The sequence below is a fragment of the Candidatus Pristimantibacillus lignocellulolyticus genome, from assembly GCA_023639215.1.
GTDB classification, from domain to species: Bacteria; Bacillota; Bacilli; order Paenibacillales; family Paenibacillaceae; genus Pristimantibacillus; species Pristimantibacillus lignocellulolyticus.
This window is the reverse complement of sequence record CP097899.1, coordinates 437,296-459,979: the sequence shown is the minus strand read 5'-3', so window position 1 is coordinate 459,979 and position 22,684 is coordinate 437,296. Positions and strand designations below refer to the sequence as shown.

The window sequence follows — 22,684 nt, the reverse complement described above, 5'->3', positions numbered from 1 at the left end:
ATCATGTGGAGTAAATTGTCAGCTATTGTTGTAAAAATAGTGTTCGGTATGTTGTTTATCACGCAAGTGTATCCACTTATTTGGCTAGTATTGTATTCATTCAAAACAAAGGATGAAATATTGACTGGGAAATTTTTATCATTACCTAAAAAATTTATGTGGAGCAACTATAGTAATGCACTCGAGGCAGGTCATTATGTACGTTATCTAATGAATAGCTTAATGATTGCGCTAATAACGATAGTAATCACCTTAATATTAAGTGCTATGGTAGCCTACGTTATCACTAGATTCAACTGGAAATTTAGCAAGATAGTGATGCTGGTATTTATGATTGGTATTATGATTCCCATGCAATCGACTCTTTTACCGTTAATGATTATGTTTAAGAATATCAACATTTTGGATACGCATTTATCTTTAATTTTACCTTATGTAGCCTTTGCGATACCTGTAGCAATTTTTATATTAAGTGGGTTTTTTAAGACATTACCAAGAGAATTAGAGGAATCCGCATCAATTGACGGTGCATCTATCTATCTAACTTTCTTTAGAATAATATTACCAGTCATCATTCCTCCGCTTACTACGGTAACTATTTTAACCTTTATTGATGTTTGGAATGAATATGTTCTTGCCTCTACTTTTATATCATCTATTGATTTGAAAACATTACCATTTGGTATTTATAGCTTCTTTAGTCAACATTCGACCAATTATGGAATCATAGGAGCTTATTTAATACTTGGAATGCTACCTGTTATGTGTGTGTACTTCTTCTTGTCACAAAAAATTACACAAGGAATGGTAGCTGGTGCAATTAAAGGATAAAATAATTCATGGTTTATTATGTACAAATAAACTATATTAGGTATAAATAACCGATAGAGGTACCTACTATGTTGAGAAAAATACCGTTTCGTACATTTGGCTCACGTATATTTCTAATTTTTTTATTCAGTTTCATTGGTATTTCTATTATATTATCTTTTATTTATTATCAAGTCACATCGAAGCAATTAGAAGATACGATAAGTGATGCTGGAATGAAAAATGTGAAGCAAGCAAGTGAACATATTGATTTATTGCTGCAGGGATATGAAAGTTTGAGTAAATCAATTATTACGAATACAGATATTCAAAATTTAGTAGGAAAGCATAGTAAGAATTCGGCAGTTAAGGCCATTAATGATCGAACGATAACCAATGCCATTGGAGCTATTTATTATGCTTGGGATGATGTGATAAGCATACATGTCTTAAGTAATGATGGAGCAGCTTATAGCTACGGAGCTCTAACTCAAGTGGTTAATCCGGATTATATGACTTTAGATTGGTATAAGCAACTGCAACACTCTGAAGGAGAAACCGTTTGGTTTGGAATGGAGACAGATTCCTTAATCGATACGAGTCGCGACGGAGAAGTGTTTGCATTCGGCAGAAAACTATATAATTTAACTCGTACCGAATCTGTAGGCGTCGTAATTATTGAGATGAGGACAGATATTTTACAAAATATATTGCAGAACTCTAATATAACGGAATACACCGAAACTTATCTAGTGGAGCAGGGCATTATTAAAGGCGGTAGAGACTCACAATTATTTCAGCAGGTTGCAGTAGAATTAGAACCATTATCAAGTGCGGGGAAAATGAAAAGAGTGGACGATCATTTTATTGTTAGATATCCTCAAAAAATTAATGATTGGGAATTAGTAAGCTTAACCGAATCATCAATAATAAAGGTAGAAATAGTGCAATTTAGACAATATTTCATGATTATTACGATCGCTTTAGTCATTTTATCTATGATTCTTGCGATATTAATTTCAGTTCATGTAACGTCTCCCTTTAAAAAACTTCGTATATATATGCGTAAAGTGACATTAGGAAACTTTGAAGAAATACCAATTATGAAATCTTATGTAGAATTAGAATCATTGACGGGTGCCTACAATCAGATGGTACGTAAACTGGATGAATTATTTGTTCAAATGCGAGAAATGACGGAAAGTGAACGGATTGCACAAATTCAAGCGCTACAATCTCAAATTAATCCTCATTTCTTATACAATACATTAGATATGATTTATTGGATGCTAGATGAACATGAGAATGAAAAACTAGGAGATATCGTTTTAGCTTTATCTAGCATGTTCCGATACAGTAGCAATTGGAAATATCATTCAGATGTGACCTTACGCGAGGAATTAGAACAAATTAAAGCTTATGCTTTAATTACTCAAATGAGATTTGGAAAGAAGTTAGTATTTGATTGGAAGATAGATCCCGATGTACTTGATGTGTGTATTCCCAAAATGTCACTACAGCCAATTGTTGAAAATGCTGTCATTCATGGTGTTAGTGAAGGCGGAGGGAAAATAGAAATTGCTGCATATTTGCTAGATTCTGTTGTGCGTATTTCGATTACCGATCATGGAAAAGGAATGGATCAAGTTACGCTGGACAGATTAAATACGCTTTTCACTCAAGCAGAAGTGAAGGATGATTTATCGGATAATTCATCCTTGAAAGTAGGAATCGGCTTGGTTAATGTTCATAAGCGTATCGTATACCGCTATGGATTGAAATACGGTTTGTCTATTGCATCTTCAGGTCTTAACCGTGGTTCAACTGTTAATTTCGCTTTACCGTATCAAAGTACACAACATACAATGATGAGGTTAGAATAGGGGGAATTGCTATGAATATCCTGGTAGTTGATGATGAACATACGATACGAGATGGGGTGGCACGGACGATTCAGACCGTGAATCCAAACTGGAATATTCATACAGCGGAGTCTGGCGAAGCAGCCTTGAAATATTTAGATATTATAGATTTTCATATTGTTATTATGGATATTATGATGCCTGGTATGAGTGGCTTAGATTTGCTTCAAGAAGGATCTTCTCTCAACAAAAATATTCGCTGGATCGTCATTTCTGCTCATTCTGATTTTCAATATGCTCAGCAGGCAATTCGATACGGAGCAAGAGACTATATACTGAAGCCTATAGGTAAACCCAAGCTGCTTGAACTCTTACAGAAGCTTGAAACTGAGATTAATGAAGAGAATTTGGCTAAACAATATAATTTATCACTTCACAATTTACTATTACAAGCTAAAGAAATGGCTTTCAAGGAATGGATTTCTAGCAAGAATCCACATCATGAATACTTTAACTTGGATGTGTTTAGGATACAGTTCGAACCGTGTATTGCAGTGCTTGTTCATATATTAAATCCCCCACTAACAACAGCAAATGTAAAAACGCTTACTGTACATATTACGGAACAATTGAATGAATACGGTGAAGCATGGACAGTTCATTTGGAGAAGCAGACTTTTATTACATTATTTACTTCGGACTACTTAAAGCAAACAAAGAATATTGATGAGAATTTGTATCTTAAGATAGAGCAACAAATACAGGTACTTGGAAAATGTGACATTCATATTACTAATGTTATAGAATCCTTTTATCATTTACCAGAGCGGATTAATCAGATGTTAGATATGAAGAGCATTCCTCATTCTAAAGAAAGCTATTTATCAAGTGAAGAAGTGATTACTACGGCAATTCAATATATTGAAGATCATTATCAAGATAATCTTTCACTTGAGAAGGTAGCAGCGATTGTATATCTACATCCCGTCTACTTCAGTCAACTATTTAAGAAAATTACAGGTAAGGGGTATAAGGATTTTGTTATTCAACTACGTCTAGAGCAAGCTAAAAAGTTATTAATTACCTCTCAATTAAAAGTAGTAGAAGTAGCTGAGCAGGTTGGATATAGTGATCTTCGACATTTCACACAAATTTTCAGAAAAGTCGTGCAATTAACCCCGAGTGAATATCGTTCAAAAAATCGAATTATACATTGTTAACATAAAATTCTATGCTGATTCATCTAAAGAGGAGAGAGGATAGAGGAAGATGAGAATAGTGATGGGAGTTGATGGCGGTGGCAGTAAAACCTACACCGTCATAGTAAATGAAGTTGGAGATCTACTTGGAAAAGGTTTGGCTGCGAGTGGTAACTATGAAATCGTAGGTCTTTCTCAAGCAATGATTAATATAAAAGCATCCATGGACTTAGCTTTAAAGGAAGCAAATTTGACAGAAGCTAATATAGATTTTGTTCAGTATGGACTTGCAGGTGCAGATCGAGCTCAAGATTTTGTAATGCTCAGACGAGAACTCGCTAAATTTTCATATTTAGCATGGGATCTAGTGAATGACGCAATGGAGGGTTTACGGATTGGAAGCACGGATTATACAGGGGTAGTTTTAATTTGTGGGAGTGGAACAAATGCAATCGGCCGTAATGCAGTAGGGGAGATTGTTCAGATCGGTGGATTAGGGGAGATGTTTGGTGATAGAGCAGGAGGGAAATATCTCGCTGCTACAGCATTTTCACTAGCGTTTCGTGCTTGGGAGGGTAGAGGAATAGATACTTCCTTGACCGCCAAAATCCCAGAATTTTTCGGGTTACAAACGATGCTTGAGGTAAGAGATCATATTCTAGATACTGAACTTGAATATATTCCTGAAGGGATAACAGTGGTCTTACATGAAGCGGCGAGCGATGGAGATGAGCTATCGAGATTGCTTTTAGAACAAACGGGTAAAGAGCTTGGTTTGGCAGCTTTAGCAGTATTGAGTAAATTGGGAAGTGCAAAAGATGAGGTGATTCCAATAGTTTTAATTGGAAGTGTGTTGCAAAAAGGAAAAAATCCTTCTCTTTTAATGCAATTAAAAGAAACAATTCACAATAAATATAAGGAAGCACAGTTAATCATACCTGAAATTATCCCCGTGTATGGAGCAGTCATGCTGGCAATGGATCGATTGTCAATTCCAATAGCAACAGAATTGACTAATAAATTTATTCAATATGGAGGTTACAATAAATGAAGAAGAAGCCATTAAAAGTAGCTGTTATTGGTGGTGGATCATCCTATACTCCAGAACTGATAGAAGGTTTTATTAAGCATTATGATGAATTTCCGATTAAAGAATTATATCTTGTCGATGTAGCAAAGGGCATAGATAAATTAAATATAATTGGTGCAATGGCAAAACGTATGTTTGCAAAGGCTAAGATTGATATTATTATTCAGACAACGTTAGATCGTCGTGAAGCCATTAAGGATGCGACTTTTGTTTCTACTCAAATTAGAGTAGGTCAATTAGAAGCGAGAGCACTCGATGAGCGAATTCCTGTAGAACTTGGATTAATAGGGCAAGAGACAACGGGTGCTGGTGGCTTTGCAAAGGCTTTACGCACAATTCCAGTTATTCTAGATATATGTAAAGACATTCGTGAACTGGCGCCCGAGGCCTTTATGTTGAACTTCACCAATCCAGCAGGATTAGTGACAGAAGCAGTCATTAAATATGGTGGTGTAAAATCAATCGGCTTATGTAATCTACCTATTGGTTTGCAAATGCAAATTGCTGAGTTATGCAACGTTGATGTAGATGAGGTTCAACTTGAAATGGTAGGGATCAATCATTTGAATTGGACTACGCGCATTATTGTTAGTGGAGAAGATATTACAGAGCAATTTCTATCAGAATCTGCTAGTGGGCCAGGTCTTAATATGAAAAATATTCCTGACTTAGATTGGGATTCGCAATTTTTGCAGTCGTTAAAGGCTTTACCATGTCCCTATCATCGCTATTACTACATGAGAGATGAAGTACTAGAGAAGCAAATTGAAGATTATAAAAAGGGAAAAACTCGAGCAGAGACCGTGATGCAACTAGAAGCCGAGCTATTTGAGTTGTATAAAGATGAGGCGTTAGATATTAAACCACCACAGTTAGAGCAAAGAGGTGGAGCATATTATTCAGAAGTAGCCGTCAATTTAATGACTGCTATATATAATAACAAGAAAAATATTCAAATCGTTAATGTGCGTAATAATGGGATTATTTCATGTCTACCAGATGATGCTTCCATAGAAGTCAATGCTGTAATTGATGCAAATGGTGCTCATCCTCTTGGATTAACAGATCAGCCAGGTCCGCAAATTCGAGGCTTACTACAGGCAGTAAAAGCTTACGAAGAGTTAACGGTAGAGGCTATTGTTCATCGTAGTTATAATATAGCATTGCAAGCGTTATGTATTCACCCTTTAATTGGATCAGCTGCTAAGGCAAAAGCAGTGTTAGATCGCATACTTGAGGCGAATAAGTCATACTTACCTATACTTTCATAAGAAAATTGGAAATATAGCCCCTGGTCGAATACATTCGATCAGGGCTATATTAATTTTGAGCAACAAAAGCAAATTTTATAACTGTATATTTGAAAATTAATAGTATTAACTCTATCTATAATAATAATGTTATATTTTATTACATTGATGTAACAATAACACCCTAAATGTAAAAATAGGGGGATTTTCTCTTTTACAAAAAAATAATACGATTAAACTACGAATTGAGCGATAGTAAATATCGCATCCATTCAATACAAAATCAGGGGGAACAGTAATGAAAATGTTGAAGCGAAAATCTTTATTGTTAATGGTAGTGGTTTTACTTGTGTCATTGGTTTCCGCGTGTTCTGGAAATAACAATGGTGGAAAGAGTAATGCGGGCAATACAGGCGCATCAGCTACACCTACACCAACAGTAGAAGCTACTGCAGATACTGCAGAACCAGTAGAAATCACATGGTGGAACTTCCCTAACTTTACAGCTTTAGATGGTGAAGTAGGTAAATTCGAGAAACAAATTATTGCTGCTTTCAATGAAAAACATCCTGAAATTACTGTAAATCTAGAAATGTTAACGTTTGATGGTGGCCCTGAAAAATTAAACGTTGCTATAGCAACAAAAACGGCTCCTGATGTTATCTACGATGCTCCCGGTCGTATTATAGATTGGGCTAAAAAAGATTTGCTAGCTTCTATTGATGATATGTTCACCAATGAGGTGAAAGCAGATATCACTCCTGCAATTATAGAACAATCATCTGTAGATGGAATGATGTATATGTTCCCGTTCAATACTGGTCCATTTACAATGGCAGTGAACAAAACTTTATTTGAAGAAATCGGTGCATTAGACTTATTGCCACTTGATTCTGAGGATCGTACTTGGACTGTAGCAGAGTTCGAAGCTGCGCTAAAAGCAGTTAAGGAAAAAGCTCCTGATGTCATTCCTGTAGGATTCTATGCAAAATCTCAAGCAGGCGATCAAGGTACACGTGGATTCCTAACTAACTTAGCAGGTTCAACATTCCTTAACGATACGAATGATAGCATCGCGCTTAACAATGAAGGTGGCGTTGCTGCACTTGAGTGGATTATGAAAGCCTCTAAAGACGGATTGCTAGCTCCAGGTGCTGCATCTATGGCTGCTTCTGATCATAATGACTTGTTCCTACAAGGTAAAATGGCATTTGCGATTAACTACTCAGCAGTGTTGAAAACTCAATTTGCACCAAACAAAGCTTCTGATTTCGAAGATATTTTATTACCATATCCTACTGTTGATGGTTCTGCTCCAAAACTTGAGCCTTTCTTAGGCGGTCTAGCTATTTTCAATAATGAGGATGCTGCAAAAGTAGAAGCTTCTAAGAAATTTATTGATTTCATCGTTAATGACCCTGAGTGGAGTGTTACAGCGCTTAAGCAAACAGGTGGACTTTCAGCACGTAACTCTATCACTGGTATCTATGAAGGATCTGAATACGCATATTCAGAACTAGCTCGTAAATTCATTACAACGCCTCCAACGATTGCTGATGGATATGCTGAAATTCGTACGTATTGGTTCCCAGCACTACAAAAAGTGTTATTAAACACTTCTTCAGCAGCTGATGCGCTTGCCGAGTTTGAAACACTTGGTAATGAAGCTATTGCAAAAGGAAAAGCCGCTCGTACTAGTAATTAAGTAGAAGATTAGGAAAGGGGTAGCGTAATGCTACTCCTTCCGATTCAAAGAGCAGATTGGAGAGAATGATATGTCGACTGCAGCGCTCAAATCGAAATCCCGTCGAAAGTTTAAACGTGAATGGCTAACAAGTTATTTGTTCTTATTACCAGCTTTATCATTTTTTATTATGTTTGTTGCTTATCCAATGGTGCATGGTGTTTACATCAGTTTTTTTGATTACAACTTAACAAATTTCAAGTTTATAGGTTTTGATAACTATGTCACATTATTTAAAGATAAAAATTTTCATCAATCTGTCATTAATACAGTAGTTTTAGTTCTAGTAGCTGTACCTATCGTTATTGGATTCTCAGTGTTTGCGGCAATGACAATTTACAAAAAACATGAATTACTTCGATCTTTATTTAGAGGAATTTTCTATTTACCTGCAGTTACTTCGGTTGTATCTGTAACCGTTGTATGGAACTGGATCTATCATCCTAACTTTGGTATTTTGAATTATCTAACTGGACTTGTTGGCATGAAGCCTATTTTTTGGTTAGGTGACCCCAACACCGCTCTAATGGCCATAACTGCAATCTTGATTACGACTTCTGTGGGTCAACCTATCATTTTGTATGTGGCAGCACTAGGAAACATTCCTATTTCATACATTGAAGCAGCACAGCTAGATCGTGCGAGTTCAAGACAAATTTTCACGAAGATTATTTGGCCCATGTTAATGCCGACAAATCTATACGTTATCGTTATTACGACGATTAATACGTTCCAATGTTTCAGTCTTATTCAGTTATTAACTTCAGGCGGCCCTATATATAAAACATCAACAGTTATGTATAGCGTATATGAACAAGCATTCTCATTTGGTAATTTTGGTCTTGCTTCAGCAATGGGCGTTTTTCTAGCCATTATCATTGGTATCATATCAATCATTCAGTTCAAGTTCTTAGGTAGCGATGTGGAATACTAGGAGGCGATCACATTGAAAGCTCACATTGAAGCAAAATTAGGCACTAAGTACAACAATTCCAAAAATAATAAAGTGAAAAAAAAGTCCTTCTTGAAAAATTTGACTCCAGGTAATGTTATTTCTATGATCCTTCTAAGCATGTTATCGATCATATTTATTTTTCCGTTTTACTGGATAGTTACTGGAGCTTTCAAAATTCAAGTTGTTGCAACGCAAATACCACCACAATGGTTTCCATTAGATATCGTATGGGATAACTGGGTTACTCTATTCAAAAATCCAGTTACTCGCTGGACATTCAATAGCTTCTTTATTGCCGTTACAGAAATGGTACTTATTTGTTTAGTGTCAACTACGGCAGGTTTTGTACTAGCGAAGAAACAATTTCCTGGTAGAAGAATTATTTTCACTGCTCTAATAGCAGCTATGGCATTACCTAAGCAAGTTATTCTAGTTCCTTTATTTACATTACTAGCGAAATTAGGTTGGATTAATACATTCAAAGGATTAATATTACCAGCAGTAGGTTGGCCGTTCGGTGTGTTTCTAATGAAGCAATTCTCGCAAACGATACCGACTGAAATACTAGAGGCAGCAAAAATAGACGGTTGTTCAGAAGTTCGTTCTTTTGTAACGATTGCATTGCCTCTACTTAAGCCAGCTATTGGAGCATTAGCGATCTTTACATTTATGACAAGCTGGAATGACTACTTTAGTCAATTGATAATTACACGCTCTACTGACATGATGACTTTACCTTTAGGTATCGCTACAATGCAAGGCGAGTATCGTACAGATTATGGTGTGATGATGGCTGGTGCAGCACTTGCTTCATTACCAATGTTGACGATCTTTATTTTATTCCAAAAATCATTTACACAAGGAATAACTCTAGGAGCAGTGAAGTAAACGTCATAATAAGTACATGTAATTACCTATAGTAGGGGGTTGATTATATTGTTATCATCCATCAAGGGCGGTTTAATTGTTTCATGCCAAGCTTTAGAAAATGAGCCATTGCATAATCCATATATTATGAGCAGAATGGCCTATGCGGCTTATTTGGGAGGAGCAGTTGGCATACGTGCTAACTCTAAAATAGATATTGAAACCATTAAAGAAGAGTTAAAACTCCCGGTCATTGGTATCGTTAAACGAGATTATGATGATAGTGATGTTTTTATAACAGCTACTCAACAAGAAATAAATGAATTACTCGCAAGTGGCTGTGAAATGATTGCTCTAGACAGTACAATACGATCTCGTCCTAAAGGGGTTACGATAGAACAATTGATTGCTCATGTGAGAACAGTTAGTCCTACGACCCAATTAATGGCTGATATTTCTTCTGTGGAAGAAGCAATATTAGCAGAATCACTTGGATTCGATTGTGTTTCCACAACATTGTATGGTTATACCGCGAAAACGGCAGGCTCGAAATTATATGAAAATGATTTTGAATTTCTTAAAGAAGTATTAAGTCGTGTACATATTCCTGTTATTGCTGAAGGAAATGTCATTACACCTGAGATGTTTAAACGGTGTCTACAATTGGGTGCATATGCTGCTGTTGTCGGCGGTGCAATAACAAGACCTATGGAGATTACGAAACGTTTTGTAGCGATGATTGATTCACAATAATAGAACATTATTTATTGCCTGTTCTTTCACTCTAAGGATAGATAAGAAGGAGAACGAATCATGAGAACTGATCAATTATTTGGAGTTATTCCAGCTTTTTATGCTTGCTATGATGATGATGGCGAAATTTCACCTGCACGCACGGAAGATTTAGCGACCTATTTATATGAAAAAAATGTTCAAGGACTATATGTAGGTGGAAGTTCAGGTGAATGTATTTATCAAAATTTAGAAGAGCGTAAGGCAGTTCTAACTTATGTGGCTAACATTATGCGTGGAAAATTAACATTAATTGCTCATGTAGGTGCGCCCTCAACTCGCGATAGTATTGCTCTTGCGAAGCATGCGGAAAGTTTGGGTTATGATGCAATATCAGCAATACCTCCTATTTACTTTAAATTACCTGATGATTCTGTACTGCAATACTGGAATGATATTATGGAGCATTGTTCGCTACCATTTATTGCTTACAATATACCGCAAACAACAGGATATACGTTAACACCTAGCGTCTTTTCAAAGTTAATCGCCAACAAAAAAGTAATTGGTGTTAAAAACTCATCGATGCCAACAATGGACATTGAGCGTTTCAAACGTGTAGGTGGACCAAACACATTAGTATTTAATGGCCCAGATGAACAATTTGTATCGGGTTTAATGATGGGGGCAAATGGTGGAATTGGTGGAACTTATGCGGCAATGCCTGAATTATTCCTTAAGGCAATAGAGTTAGTAAAACAAGGTGATATGGCAACTGCGACATCACTTCAAAGTGATATAAATGAAATTATTGTTAAGCTTTGTTCTTGTCAAGGACATATGTATGCAGTCATTAAGGATGTACTAGCAATAAGAGGTGTTGTTGTAGGTGGAGTGAGAAAACCTCTGGCATCGACAACATTAGAAGATGTTGAAATGATTATAGAGATCGTTAATTTAATTGACCGAACCATTGAAAAGTATGCTAATAGTTAATTGAGAATGGCGATAATCTTTGAAATGAGGTTATGCTCATGAACAGAATTTTGGCTGCTGATATAGGTGGAACGAAAACAAAAATAGCGATATGTTGTATGTTAGATGGTTCTATTGAAGCATATCGAGATTATGATACAGATAGTCAACTTGGTGGTCCTGCTGTTATTAAGAAACTAATCGCACATTTATCAGAGTATGAGGGATATGATGCGATTGCAATTAGTACTGCAGGACAAGTTAATGTAGATGAAGGTTACATTATATATGCTAATGAAAACATTCCACAATATACGGGGATGAGGCTAAGAGATATACTTGAAGAGGCTTTTCACGTACCCGTACGTGTAGAAAATGACGTTAATGCAGCAGCGCTAGGGGAAGCTAACTATGGTGCTGGAAAAGGAACGGAGCACTTTATATGTTTGACCTATGGGACGGGAATTGGTGGAGCAATCGTTATTGATAGGGAAATCTATCGTGGCGCAAGTGGTAGTGCAGCAGAATTTGGACATATATTGACTCATCCACTTGAGGAAGTTCAGCAAGGAAATAGCATGCCTTATTATGAAAGTTATGCATCGACAAGTGCTCTCGTCTCATTCGCTCAGCAAGTAAATCCTAATTGGAACAGTGGTAAAATCATCTATGAGCTATGGGAACAAGGGGAAGAAGAAATAGGTCCTATTGTTGAAAGATGGACAGATGAGGTTGCTAGTGGTTTAGCGTCGTTGGTACATATTTTTAACCCTTCCTTAATCGTGCTAGGTGGAGGAATTATGGAGAGAAAAGCAATCATTGAGATAATTGTGAGAAAAACAAAGAGATTAGTAATGAGTAGTTTTTCTCAAGTGCAAATTGTCCCTGCAATGCTTGGAAATAGAGCAGGATTGCTAGGAGCTTCATCAATGTATTTATCTAAGTAGATTCAACATTAGTTCACATTACAGTGGTACCCATAGACTAAACACTTAGAAAAAGTGTTTAGTCTATGGGTACTTTTCGTAATAAAGTCACTGCTAATTATTATTTTTAATCACTTTATAAAATTCGTGATAGTTTACGATATTCTTTCGGAGAAATAGTTTCATGCTTTCGGAAGATTCTGCTGAAATAATGAGGATCTGAGTAACCTACTTCTACCCCCACTGCCTCAATAGAAAGATTAGTTTCTCTTAATAGGCGCCGAGCATGATGGTGTCTAATGGAACTGACGTATTCTCCAGGAGTCATTCTCGCTACCTTTTTGAATAGCTTAGCCATATGATCCTCGTTCAAGCACATTATCTCTGCTAAAGATTTATTACTCCAAGCGCCAGAAGGCTCAAGCTTGATTGCATCCATCAATTTCTTGATAGCGATATTGTGTATCGACTTGTCCTCTAATTGGCGTGTTATTTGCGTACGCAATAGATAGACTAATATTTGCAACATTAAAGCTTTACATACTAACTCATAGCCCAGTGATCGATTTGTAAATTCATATACAAGTTGTTCCATTAGTTGCACACATTCTAAAGACGGTGTATAAACAGGGTCCTCTGATAAGGGGGAGAATGATGAAGCGACTGCTTCGATACAAAATTTATCTAACTGTACCTTATCTTCATTAACGACCATATCCTCTTCTGTTTGAATATCAAGCTCATCAAAAAAGTCAAAATGAATACCAATAAATTGAGCATTATTCCGTGAAACTATCTCATTCTGATGATAGATTCCAGCTGATAAAAAGATTAACTGCCCCTCTTTTAATAGATATCGTTGGTCATTCATCTCAGTAGCAGCTTCTCCATGACTAACGTAAAGTAACTCAAAATCATATAACCTTCTTCTAGGTAGCTTGCCGTAGGGCAGAGTTTGCTTTTGAGCATAGTGAATACTGGGTGACCATTCTCTAAACGGCGTTTCCATTACAATTAGCCCTCCTAGTACCTATTATCCCTATATTATACGGCTGATCTATGAATGTCGTAAAGTTGAAAGATGAAAATCATAAGTTAAACGGAATAATGCAAGTTAGTTAGAATTATGCTTAACTAATTTAACCGTCGAATAGTATTTAACTCTTGATTATCCAACAATAATTACTAATAGTAATATAATAAAAACATCTCGGAATAATCCACAAAATACCTCTTTCTTCTAAATATTTCATTAACTTTTTTCTTTATACTCATAGGTAAGCAAGTGATAAGAGAGGATGTAATATGATGAAAAAAGGGATTAATATTTGGTCGTTTCAAGATGGGACATCTATTGCTGATTGTATATCATTAGCCAAAGATGCAGGGTTTGAAGGTATTGAGTTATCACTTAATGAATCAGGTGAACTAGGACTGCAAACTACTGAAAAAGAGGTTCGTGAGATTCAAACACAACTAGAAGCAGTTGATCTTGAAATATGTGGCTTAGCAACAGGATTGTATTGGGATTATTCAATGACGAGTGAGTCGAGTGATAAACGTGAAAAAGCTATGGACGTATGCAAGAAGCAACTAGAGCTTGCTGCAGCATTCGGTGTTGATACGATATTAGTAATTCCTGGAGCAGTAGGTGTTGATTTTATACCTGGTAGTGAAGTTGTCGAGTACGATCGTGCTTATGATCGCGCATTAGAGACGATTAGTAAACTTGCTATTGATGCCAAAAATAATGGTGTTAATATCGGTATTGAAAATGTATGGAATAAATTTCTATTGTCTCCACTAGAAATGAAGACGTTTATTGATGATATTGGATCAGAGTATGTAGGTTCATACTTTGATGTCGGAAATACTGTGCACAATGGTTATCCAGAGCATTGGATTAAAATATTAGGCCATCGCATTAAGAAAGTACACTTCAAAGATTATCGCCGTCAAGCTGGTGGGTTACATGGCTTCGTTGATCTGCTTGCTGGTGATGTAAACTATCCGGCTGTTATGAAGGCGCTTCAAGATATTGGCTATAATAATTATGTTACAGCGGAAATGATTCCTCCTTATACTCATCATGCAAATCAAATTATATATAATACATCGGCTGCGATGGATGCCATTTTGGGCAGAAGGTAGCAACAACAAGTTGCTTATGCTTTCAAGGCAACTTGTTGTTGCTAGGCAGCTAATACGATAGTTAACAACAAGTTGGTTTATGCTTCCGAGGTAACTTTTTGTTACGAAGAAGATACTTATGGAGCTACAAAAAGTTTTTAGGAGGAATAGGAATGTTGAAGATAGGATTAATTGGATTTGGATTTATGGGAAGAATGCATTTTGATAATTATGAGCGTTTGATGAATGAAGGTCATCCGATTCAATTGAGTGCGATTTGTGATATTCAAATCGAGCAACTTAAATCATCTAAAGCAGAAGGCAATATGGCTACTGAAAAGGAAATCTACGATTTATCACCATATCGATTGTATGAAAATATTGAAGATATGTTGGCAAATGAACAGTTAGATATGATAGATATTACGTTACCTACCTATTTACATGCTGAACTTACTTGTAATTTATTAGAACGTGGTTATCATGTGTTTTGCGAGAAACCAGCAGCAAGAAATGCTGCAGATGCTAGAATAATGGCAGAGACAGCAAGCAAACATGGTAAGAAGCTTATGATTGGACAATGTTTACGTTTTTGGCCTGCTTATGAAGTATTGAAAGAAACTGTAGAGAGTGGCAATCTAGGACAAGTTACAGGTGGATATTTCTTCAGAGGTTCAGAGGCTCCTAAAGGATGGTTTATGAACGGAGAATTAAGTGGTGGATGCTTGCTAGATATGCATATTCACGACACGGATATGATTCATTGGTTGTTTGGAAAGCCCGATAAAGTATCTACATTGGGTCGCTCAGTCGTTTCTACAAATGGATATGATATCGTTTCTACGAATTATGTATATCCCGATGGGAAGGTCATTAATGCTCAAGCGGATTGGACGCTAGAAGGCGATCATGGATTTGAAATGACATATCGAGTTAATTTTGAAAAAGGAAATATGGTGTTCAAAAACGGAACAGTTAATATCAATCCGAAAAATGAAGCTGGCTATGTTGCCGAACTTTCACCAGATGCTGGCTATTATAGAGAACTACTTTATTTTACGAATGCTATTGTAAATGAGACTTCTCTTGATACTTGCTCGCCTGAAAGTGCTGCGGCAACTATGGAAATTATTGAAGCAGAAATTCAATCTGCCGACCAAGCTGGAGCTTGGGTCGATACTAACAAGTTGGTATCTTTATAGCAGCAAAGTGTTAGAAAAATAAAGCGATTCATCCTTTACCTACCTTAGTAGTGTAGAAAGAGATGAATCGCTTATTTTTTCTCAAAAGAGAAGTGGTGAATTACTCCTACTATTATTGTTGTTCTGTTTTGAATTTAGATGCCGCTATTGCAAGTTCCTTAGTCAATGAATCAATCGTATCCACCATACCTGAGAGTTGTTGTACCATTGCCGATTGTTCTTGCATCGTAGCAGAGACTTCTTCAACGGAAGCAGACACTTCTTCTCCTGTAGCAGATAGGTTTTGAGTTGCTACTAGCATGTCATCCTTGTCTTTTTCCATTGTAGATACATCGCTAACCATAGCCATAATTTGAGCCTTTATTTGAGAAATATTGTGGAATATTGTAGTGAAGGCTTCACTAGTTTGCTGGACATATCGATCTTGTAAATGTGTAACCTCACGGATTTCGTTAACACTTGCATTGTTTTGAGTGACATATAGTAAGTTTTTTTGAATAATTTCATTGATTTCTTGAGATTGGATAGAACTTTGTTCAGCTAATTTACGAATCTCGGAAGCGACAACAGCAAAGCCACGTCCATGTTCACCTGCTCGTGCTGCTTCGATTGAAGCATTTAAGGCAAGCAAGTTAGTTTGTCCGGAAATATGAGCAATTGTTTCTGTAATTTTACTAATATGACTAGAACTTTCTTCAAGGTTACTTGTAATCTCATATATTTTTTGAACTTCTTTCTCATGAACATCTTTTATGTTGATAAGATTTTCAATGACTTTTTCACTGGAATGAAAGACTTCAACAATATCCTCTGATCTATCTTGAATGGACTGAACTTGTTGCGTAATTAATTCGAATTTCTGACCGAAACCGTAGAATTTATCCGAAATTTGCTCCGTGTCATAGGATTGTGATTCCATGGCATTAGCAATTTCCGTACTAGTTGTTGTTGTTTCAGCAATAGAAGTCGCAGTCTGCTTCGCAGATGCATCGAGTTCATTAGTGCTTCTAGTTAAGACATGGATAGATTTATTCATATTTGAAATGAGCATATTCTGTTGATCAACCATAGTATTAAAGCTATCTGCTAACTCTTTAAATTCACTGGTATATTTTCCGTTCGCCTTTACTGTCAAATCACCGAGGGCAAGTTGTCTGGATGCCTTCGTTAGCTGAATAATTGGCTTGCAAATATAATTGGCAATTACTTGCCCTACTATTATAGCAATTAATAATGCGGCAATTGTAATTATAATGACTCTTTTAAGCATGCTGTTAATGGGTTGGTTAATATCCGTATAGGTATCGGAAACTAAGACAATCCAATCCGCATTTGGAATTTTTGTATATCGAGTATAGCTATCATTTCCATCGAAATCGCCACGGATGATATTATCAGTCGCCCGTTGAGCTAGAAAGGCGTCAATGCCTTCAGCCTCAACTTTATTACCGATTGCATCTGGTTCTTTCGAATGATATAGAGTAATACCAGATCGACTCATAATCGATATGTAACCGTCTTGATTAATACTTACATTATCTAATTTCTCGGTGAAAAACGTACTGTTTACTGAGGCAACAAAAACACCTAGTACGTTACCGTCTTTATTTGTAATCGGTTGTGCAAAAAATACAACTAGATGATTAGTACTTCGTGAAAGAAGAGCATCGCTAATATAATTGTTCCCTTGAATGGCGTTTTGATAATATTCACGGTCAGACATATCTACTTGCATCAAGTTATCGTCTGTACTTGCTACTATAATTCCTTTTGAATCAAGAATAGCGAAAGACTCATTGTTTTTGCTGCCCTGAATGCTAGTTTTAAGTGTATTATTAGCTTTTTCCCAATGAGGGTTAGCTGAGGAGAAAAACTTACTATCACTAGCCATTTCCTGTTCACGATATTCTAGTAAGTCTATGTAGGTGTTGTGAGCAGATGCTAAGTAGATGGATTGTGCTTCTAATTGAGCAGCTGTCCATAATCCTTCCCCTATTCGATCACCGTTCGCAATCATTTCGTCTTTTGCTTTTTCGAAAATGATTTTAGATACAGAATAATACAATGTAACACTCGTTCCAAGCAAAACAATGACAATTAATGCGCAGATGGATAATGAAAGTTTAACTTTTAACGATACATTATTGATTCGATACATCCAACTTGTTGACTTGTTCATGATGCACACTCCTAATTTTTCCTGTATGATACTTATATAGATATAATTAAACTAATTTATAGTATAAATATACAAGGTAAAATTTAGGATATATAAATATATATTTAATCATCATATTCTTATGCAAATTTGTAAGCTATAATTATTATTAATTGCTTTAATTTACAAATAGATTGCAGTCACACAATAGAGTAATTGATAGGATTGATATATATTAATTTACATATGAGAAGAGGGCGGCCATTTATGATTAATCTTGGGTCGAAACGACATCAACAAATTAGTTATATTGGTATTACAGAGAATGATTTGAGTTTATTAAAAAGCAAAGCAAAAGAATTTGAACTTATAGTAGACCAAGTTGTTGATGAATTATATAAACAAGTGGCGGCTGAACCTGAATTACGCACTATTATTGAACAACATAGTACGTTGGATCGATTGAAAGAAACGCAACGATGGTATTTTCTATCTTTGGCTTCCGGTGTTATTGATGAAGAATTCATTGAAAGACGGTTGTTCATAGGAAAGATACACTCCAAAATTGGATTAACAACGAATTGGTATTTAGGAACTTACGTTATCTATTTGGATATTGCAATTGCTCTTTTTGAAAAAATTCTTCCTAATGAATGGAAAAGCGTCATTCATGCATTAACTAAAATGTTTAATTTAGATTCACAATTAGTTCTTGAAGCTTACGAAGCAGATGAAAAAGCAAAAATAGAGTACCTACTGGAGAAACAAAATCATTTACTTACAGGCGTTAGTTCGGCAGTTCAAGAATTGGTATCTTTAATGGTACAACTTAAAGATAGTAGTGAGTCTATTGAAGATTCTGTACATAAAAATGCGGATTATCAAGAGAAAACACACCAGAACGTGCTTTATTTGGACAAAGAGGTTGAGTCAATTCATCAGGTTGGTGAGATGATGAAGGAAGTAGCGGATCAAACGCATCTACTAGGCTTAAATGCTGCTATTGAAGCAGCAAGAGCAGGTGAATACGGCCGAGGTTTTGAAGTCGTTGCGAACGAAGTTCGTAAATTAGCTCATCGTTCTAAAGGTTCATTAGGGACGATTGAAGAGAAACTAAATAATATTAATTCAACACTTACTACAGTTAAAAAAGACTCTGAACATAACTCTCTTTATTCCAAAAACCAAGTAGCAAGCTCTCAACAATTGGCTACCTATGTGGATTTGATTGAAAAAGTAACAGTAGAGTTAGATAACTTGAAGTGACAATAGTCTGATATACAGTAACCGTTCTATTTAATAACCTCTAATGATTAATTTCATTGGAGGTTATTTTGTATTCTTTATTCTTTTGGAAGTAAAGCTAATAGAAAAATACGCAAAAAAATTTCGGAATAGAAAAAATAGTTTCATGTAATTGAAATCATCACTCCCTATAATGAAACCTATAGACGAACTAAGAGAGGTGATCAAAAGTGAAAACTGTGAATGAAGTTATAGTTAAACCAAAGCTTGCTCGAAATAAGCGTAACCTTTTGGTTGCAAGAGAAACTATGGCAGGTTATTTATTCATTAGTCCGATGGTTCTATTAGCTACTGTTCTTACAATTATTCCTATTATCTTATCAGGAGTTATTAGTTTCACTGATTGGAATTTCATTGCGGGATTAGATTCTATTAAGTTCATTGGATTGGATAACTACACAAAGATGTTCTCAGATGATGACTTTACTAAATCATTAAATAATAATTTATTATTGATATTAGTTATTCCAGTTTCCTTGTTTATTTCATTAATTCTTGCAGTGTTAATAAATAATTCGACCTACTTCAAAAGTTTTTTCAAAGTAATTTACTTTATGCCTTTTATATCTAGTTTCGTTGCAGTTGCAGTTCTATGGCGAGTATTGTTTCACCCATCAAGTGGTCCTATTAATAACTTCTTAATGTCAATTGGTATAAGTAATCCACCTGCATGGTTAGCTGATCCAAGCTTTTCATTAATCTCAGTAATGATTATTATGATTTGGGCAGGTGTAGGTTTTGAAATGATTATCTTTATGGCCGGACTTCAAAACATATCTAAAGATTTATATGAAGCGGCTGATATTGATGGTGCTTCTAAAATAAGACAATTTTTCAAAATTACGATTCCTTTACTTTCTCCAACAACATTTTTCTTGTTAATTACCGGGATAGTGGGCTCCTTCAAAGTATTCGATCTTATTATGATCCTAACAAATGGAGGTCCAGCAGGATCTACTTCAGTAATCGTGTTCTACTTATATGAAGTAGCATTCATTCAATTGAAATCTGGTTATGCATCTGCTATTGGCATTATGTTGCTTATAATCATACTCGCTATTACGGTCATTCAATGGATTGGTCAGAAAAAATGGGTTAACTACTAGGAGGAAGGACTATGCATGCTTTGAGACTTAATCGAGTAATCATTACGATATTAATGAGTTTTGCTGGAATTATATTCATTATGCCTTTCCTTTGGATGATTTCTGCTTCTATGAAACCTGAGTTGGATGTACTAAGTTATCCGATCCAATGGATTCCAAAACGCTGGAATGCAGGGACCAATTATAATGAAGTATGGTTTGGAACACTGCCGTTTACTATGTATTATTGGAATACAATTAAAATTACTCTGCTTACTACGTTGTTTTCAGTCATTATCTCATCAATGGCAGCTTATGGATTCACGAAAATTCAATTTAGAGGAAGAGATATACTCTTTCTAATTATTCTATCAACATTTATGATTCCAAGTCAGGCAATCCTTGTACCTCAATTTATTTTATATCGCTGGTTAGGATTGTTTGACAGTCATACTGGATTAATATTGTTAGGAGCGTCTTCAGTATTATTAACGTTTTTGCTCAGACAATTTTACATGAGTGTTAATAATGAAATTATTGAATCCGCTAGAATTGATGGTGCCAATCATTGGACAATTTATACTCGAATTACATTACCTTTAGTGAAACCAGTGCTAGCAACTGTTATGATTCTTCGATTTATTTGGACATGGAATGATTATCAGAACCCACTAATTTTCCTTCGTTCTGATCATTTATTCACGTTGCAGCTTGGTATGACCAAATTTTCAGACGTGAATGGTGAATTTTATTCCTTAATGATGGCAGGTGCAGTATCGGCCATTTTACCACTCTTACTTATCTTTATCATCGGCCAAAAGCAAGTTATTGAAGGTGTAGCTTCTGGCAGTGTTAAAGGATAGATGAACACAAATAACAATTCAGGGGGAATGGTTATGATTAAGAAATGGTTATCGAGTTCATTACTTGCAGCGATGGTTATTGTTTTATTGGTAGGTTGTGGTTCTAATGCTGGGAAAAATTCAGGAACGAATGCAGAGACGAATGCACCAAAGACTACTACAAAGAGTGGACAGACCACGCTTAAAGTGTACACTTGGTATAATTTAGAGAATGAAAAGTTCGATGTAATAAAAGCGGAATTTGAAAAAGCACACCCAGACATTAAAATTGAGTATGTTTCGGCTGGAGATAATAACTCGAATGAACATGTTAAAAAAGTAGACTTAGCAGCTGCATCTAATGAAGATATGGACGTAATTATGTTCTCATCTCCAGCTCATTATGCACAACGTTTGGCATTAGGAATGCTTGAGCCATTAGATGATTATTTGGCAAAAGATGCATTAAATTTTGATGATGAATATTCTGTCGACACTAAAGTAGACGGCAAATACTATGCATTGCCAGGTAAATCAGTTAATTTCTTCGTGGCAATTAATGAAAATCATCTTAAGGAAGCTAATCTTCCATTACCAACCGATTGGACTTGGGATGAATTTTTAGAATACGCAGCAAAAATGACTAAGCTAGATGGTGAGAAAAAACGCTATGGAACATATTTCCACACATGGGTTAATCCTTATCTAATGTTGGCTAATTCGAATGAACCTAATAATAGCTACTTGGTAACTGATGATCGTAAGTCTGCTAATATTGATACTGCTTCAATGCGCAAATCATTAGAAATACGATTGCAAGCGGATCAAGACAAAATTGCTACACCATACGCTGAAGTTATTAGTCAAAAGTTGAATTATCGCCCACAATATTTTAACGAAGAAGCCTCTATGATTCTTACTGGTACATTTATGATTCCAGAGGTAGGGGGTACAGATAAAGTACCTGCAACATTTAAAACAGTGTTTGCACCTTTACCAAAAACGAATAAAGAAGATCACATTACATCAGATATAACTTCTGACTTAGTAACTGTATATAGTAAATCGAAAAATAAAGATGCTGCGTATACTTTTGTTCGTTGGTTTACAACGGAAGGGCTTATTGTTCAAGGTCGTAATATTCCATCTTGGAAAAAAGCGAATATGGAAGAAGTACTTGATACGATCATTGACGCTACAAATAATCCTGAAATGGTAGATAAAGAATCTGCCTTGTATTTCTTCAATGAAAGTCAAATGATCGCTAGACCAAATCCTCCTTCTTATACAGCGGAAGTAGAAGCTGTTTTACAAGATGAATTTGACTTAATGATGTTACAGGGTCAAAGTATTGATGATACGATTAAGAATGCTCAGCAAAAAATTCAAAAGATTGTAGATAGTTATCAGTAGAAGCAATCCATAGTAGGCAAAGTAAAAGAGATAGAGCTCCATGATCTCTTTTACTTTGTCTTTTTCTGTAATTATTAATAAAGTAATAAAAACATATGAATAACTAATAAAATTATGATGACAACAATTAAATTAATAT

General features: G+C 35.7%; 19 protein-coding genes and 1 pseudogene. 18 read left to right on the top strand and 2 right to left on the bottom strand.

Annotated elements, in window-relative coordinates:
• Positions 1 to 3: 3 nt before the first annotated feature.
• The 11 genes from NAG76_01960 to NAG76_01910 all read left to right on the top strand — a co-directional run bounded on the left by NAG76_01960 (position 4) and on the right by NAG76_01910 (position 12,431).
• Complete coding sequence (locus NAG76_01960) at positions 4 to 831, top strand: carbohydrate ABC transporter permease (GenBank protein ID URN95046.1); 828 nt, start codon at positions 4 to 6, stop codon at positions 829 to 831.
• Positions 832 to 899: 68 nt separating this feature from the next.
• Positions 900 to 2,693 carry a histidine kinase gene (locus NAG76_01955; protein URN95045.1) on the top strand — a complete coding sequence of 598 codons (1,794 nt, stop codon included), beginning with the start codon at positions 900 to 902 and terminating at the stop codon, positions 2,691 to 2,693.
• Between the two features lie 11 nt (positions 2,694 to 2,704).
• The gene (locus tag NAG76_01950) at positions 2,705 to 3,892 is read left to right on the top strand and encodes a response regulator (GenBank protein URN95044.1); all 1,188 of its coding nucleotides are present in this window, start codon (positions 2,705 to 2,707) and stop codon (positions 3,890 to 3,892) included.
• A 49-nt stretch (positions 3,893 to 3,941) separates the two neighbouring features.
• The gene (locus tag NAG76_01945) at positions 3,942 to 4,922 is read left to right on the top strand and encodes an ATPase (protein ID URN95043.1); all 981 of its coding nucleotides are present in this window, start codon (positions 3,942 to 3,944) and stop codon (positions 4,920 to 4,922) included.
• The gene (locus NAG76_01940; protein ID URN95042.1) at positions 4,919 to 6,232 is read left to right on the top strand and encodes a 6-phospho-beta-glucosidase; all 1,314 of its coding nucleotides are present in this window, start codon (positions 4,919 to 4,921) and stop codon (positions 6,230 to 6,232) included. Before NAG76_01945 ends, NAG76_01940 begins: the two co-directional genes overlap by 4 nt.
• Positions 6,233 to 6,509: 277 nt before the next feature.
• Positions 6,510 to 7,916, top strand: a complete 1,407-nt coding sequence (locus NAG76_01935; protein ID URN95041.1) for an extracellular solute-binding protein — start codon at positions 6,510 to 6,512, stop codon at positions 7,914 to 7,916.
• A gap of 70 nt (positions 7,917 to 7,986) precedes the next feature.
• Positions 7,987 to 8,889 carry a sugar ABC transporter permease gene (locus NAG76_01930; protein URN95040.1) on the top strand — a complete coding sequence of 301 codons (903 nt, stop codon included), beginning with the start codon at positions 7,987 to 7,989 and terminating at the stop codon, positions 8,887 to 8,889.
• Between the two features lie 12 nt (positions 8,890 to 8,901).
• The gene (locus NAG76_01925) at positions 8,902 to 9,798 is read left to right on the top strand and encodes a carbohydrate ABC transporter permease (protein URN95039.1); all 897 of its coding nucleotides are present in this window, start codon (positions 8,902 to 8,904) and stop codon (positions 9,796 to 9,798) included.
• A gap of 48 nt (positions 9,799 to 9,846) precedes the next feature.
• A complete protein-coding gene (locus tag NAG76_01920; protein URN95038.1) occupies positions 9,847 to 10,530 on the top strand; it encodes an N-acetylmannosamine-6-phosphate 2-epimerase in 684 nt (227 codons plus the stop codon).
• A 60-nt stretch (positions 10,531 to 10,590) separates the two neighbouring features.
• Complete coding sequence (locus NAG76_01915; protein ID URN95037.1) at positions 10,591 to 11,505, top strand: dihydrodipicolinate synthase family protein; 915 nt, start codon at positions 10,591 to 10,593, stop codon at positions 11,503 to 11,505.
• Positions 11,506 to 11,543: 38 nt separating this feature from the next.
• On the top strand, positions 11,544 to 12,431 hold the full coding sequence (locus NAG76_01910; protein URN95036.1) for an ROK family protein: 888 nt from the start codon (positions 11,544 to 11,546) through the stop codon (positions 12,429 to 12,431).
• A 115-nt stretch (positions 12,432 to 12,546) separates the two neighbouring features.
• Here the strand turns inward: NAG76_01910 and NAG76_01905 are convergent, their stop codons facing one another.
• Positions 12,547 to 13,419, bottom strand: a complete 873-nt coding sequence (locus tag NAG76_01905) for a helix-turn-helix transcriptional regulator (protein ID URN95035.1) — start codon at positions 13,417 to 13,419, stop codon at positions 12,547 to 12,549.
• Between the two features lie 299 nt (positions 13,420 to 13,718).
• Between NAG76_01905 and NAG76_01900 the strand changes: the two genes are divergently transcribed.
• On the top strand, positions 13,719 to 14,561 hold the full coding sequence (locus NAG76_01900; GenBank protein ID URN95034.1) for a sugar phosphate isomerase/epimerase: 843 nt from the start codon (positions 13,719 to 13,721) through the stop codon (positions 14,559 to 14,561).
• Positions 14,562 to 14,713: 152 nt separating this feature from the next.
• Entirely contained in the window at positions 14,714 to 15,742 is a 1,029-nt protein-coding gene (locus NAG76_01895) for a Gfo/Idh/MocA family oxidoreductase (GenBank protein URN95033.1), read from the top strand.
• 112 nt (positions 15,743 to 15,854) lie between these two features.
• On the opposite strand, the gene NAG76_01890 is transcribed toward NAG76_01895, so the two are convergent.
• On the bottom strand, positions 15,855 to 17,921 hold the full coding sequence (locus NAG76_01890; protein URN95032.1) for a methyl-accepting chemotaxis protein: 2,067 nt from the start codon (positions 17,919 to 17,921) through the stop codon (positions 15,855 to 15,857).
• 246 nt (positions 17,922 to 18,167) lie between these two features.
• On the opposite strand from NAG76_01890, the pseudogene NAG76_01885 reads away from it, so the two are divergent.
• The 5 genes and pseudogenes from NAG76_01885 (at position 18,168) to NAG76_01865 (ending at position 22,545) form a co-directional block, all read left to right on the top strand.
• Positions 18,168 to 18,578 (top strand): annotated as a pseudogene (locus NAG76_01885) (protoglobin domain-containing protein).
• Positions 18,579 to 18,719: 141 nt separating this feature from the next.
• Positions 18,720 to 19,166 (top strand): methyl-accepting chemotaxis protein, encoded by a 447-nt coding sequence (locus tag NAG76_01880; GenBank protein ID URN96741.1) that lies wholly within the window; start codon positions 18,720 to 18,722, stop codon positions 19,164 to 19,166.
• 287 nt (positions 19,167 to 19,453) lie between these two features.
• On the top strand, positions 19,454 to 20,311 hold the full coding sequence (locus NAG76_01875) for a sugar ABC transporter permease (protein ID URN96740.1): 858 nt from the start codon (positions 19,454 to 19,456) through the stop codon (positions 20,309 to 20,311).
• Positions 20,312 to 20,322: 11 nt separating this feature from the next.
• Positions 20,323 to 21,153 carry a carbohydrate ABC transporter permease gene (locus tag NAG76_01870; GenBank protein URN95031.1) on the top strand — a complete coding sequence of 277 codons (831 nt, stop codon included), beginning with the start codon at positions 20,323 to 20,325 and terminating at the stop codon, positions 21,151 to 21,153.
• A gap of 33 nt (positions 21,154 to 21,186) precedes the next feature.
• Complete coding sequence (locus NAG76_01865; protein ID URN95030.1) at positions 21,187 to 22,545, top strand: extracellular solute-binding protein; 1,359 nt, start codon at positions 21,187 to 21,189, stop codon at positions 22,543 to 22,545.
• The last annotated feature ends 139 nt before the right edge of the window (positions 22,546 to 22,684 follow it).

Bases quoted from the DNA above. Each gene is read 5' to 3' on its own strand.
- NAG76_01960 (URN95046.1), top strand. From the start codon at position 4: ATGTGGAGTAAATTGTCAGCTATTGTTGTAAAAATAGTGTTCGGTATG.
- NAG76_01955 (URN95045.1), top strand. From the start codon at position 900: ATGTTGAGAAAAATACCGTTTCGTACATTTGGCTCACGTATATTTCTA.
- NAG76_01950 (URN95044.1), top strand. From the start codon at position 2,705: ATGAATATCCTGGTAGTTGATGATGAACATACGATACGAGATGGGGTG.
- NAG76_01945 (URN95043.1), top strand. From the start codon at position 3,942: ATGAGAATAGTGATGGGAGTTGATGGCGGTGGCAGTAAAACCTACACC.
- NAG76_01940 (URN95042.1), top strand. From the start codon at position 4,919: ATGAAGAAGAAGCCATTAAAAGTAGCTGTTATTGGTGGTGGATCATCC.
- NAG76_01935 (URN95041.1), top strand. From the start codon at position 6,510: ATGAAAATGTTGAAGCGAAAATCTTTATTGTTAATGGTAGTGGTTTTA.
- NAG76_01930 (URN95040.1), top strand. From the start codon at position 7,987: ATGTCGACTGCAGCGCTCAAATCGAAATCCCGTCGAAAGTTTAAACGT.
- NAG76_01915 (URN95037.1), top strand. From the start codon at position 10,591: ATGAGAACTGATCAATTATTTGGAGTTATTCCAGCTTTTTATGCTTGC.
- NAG76_01910 (URN95036.1), top strand. From the start codon at position 11,544: ATGAACAGAATTTTGGCTGCTGATATAGGTGGAACGAAAACAAAAATA.
- NAG76_01905 (URN95035.1), bottom strand. From the start codon at position 13,419: ATGGAAACGCCGTTTAGAGAATGGTCACCCAGTATTCACTATGCTCAA.
- NAG76_01900 (URN95034.1), top strand. From the start codon at position 13,719: ATGAAAAAAGGGATTAATATTTGGTCGTTTCAAGATGGGACATCTATT.
- NAG76_01895 (URN95033.1), top strand. From the start codon at position 14,714: ATGTTGAAGATAGGATTAATTGGATTTGGATTTATGGGAAGAATGCAT.
- NAG76_01890 (URN95032.1), bottom strand. From the start codon at position 17,921: ATGAACAAGTCAACAAGTTGGATGTATCGAATCAATAATGTATCGTTA.
- NAG76_01880 (URN96741.1), top strand. From the start codon at position 18,720: ATGGTACAACTTAAAGATAGTAGTGAGTCTATTGAAGATTCTGTACAT.
- NAG76_01875 (URN96740.1), top strand. From the start codon at position 19,454: ATGGCAGGTTATTTATTCATTAGTCCGATGGTTCTATTAGCTACTGTT.
- NAG76_01870 (URN95031.1), top strand. From the start codon at position 20,323: ATGCATGCTTTGAGACTTAATCGAGTAATCATTACGATATTAATGAGT.
- NAG76_01865 (URN95030.1), top strand. From the start codon at position 21,187: ATGATTAAGAAATGGTTATCGAGTTCATTACTTGCAGCGATGGTTATT.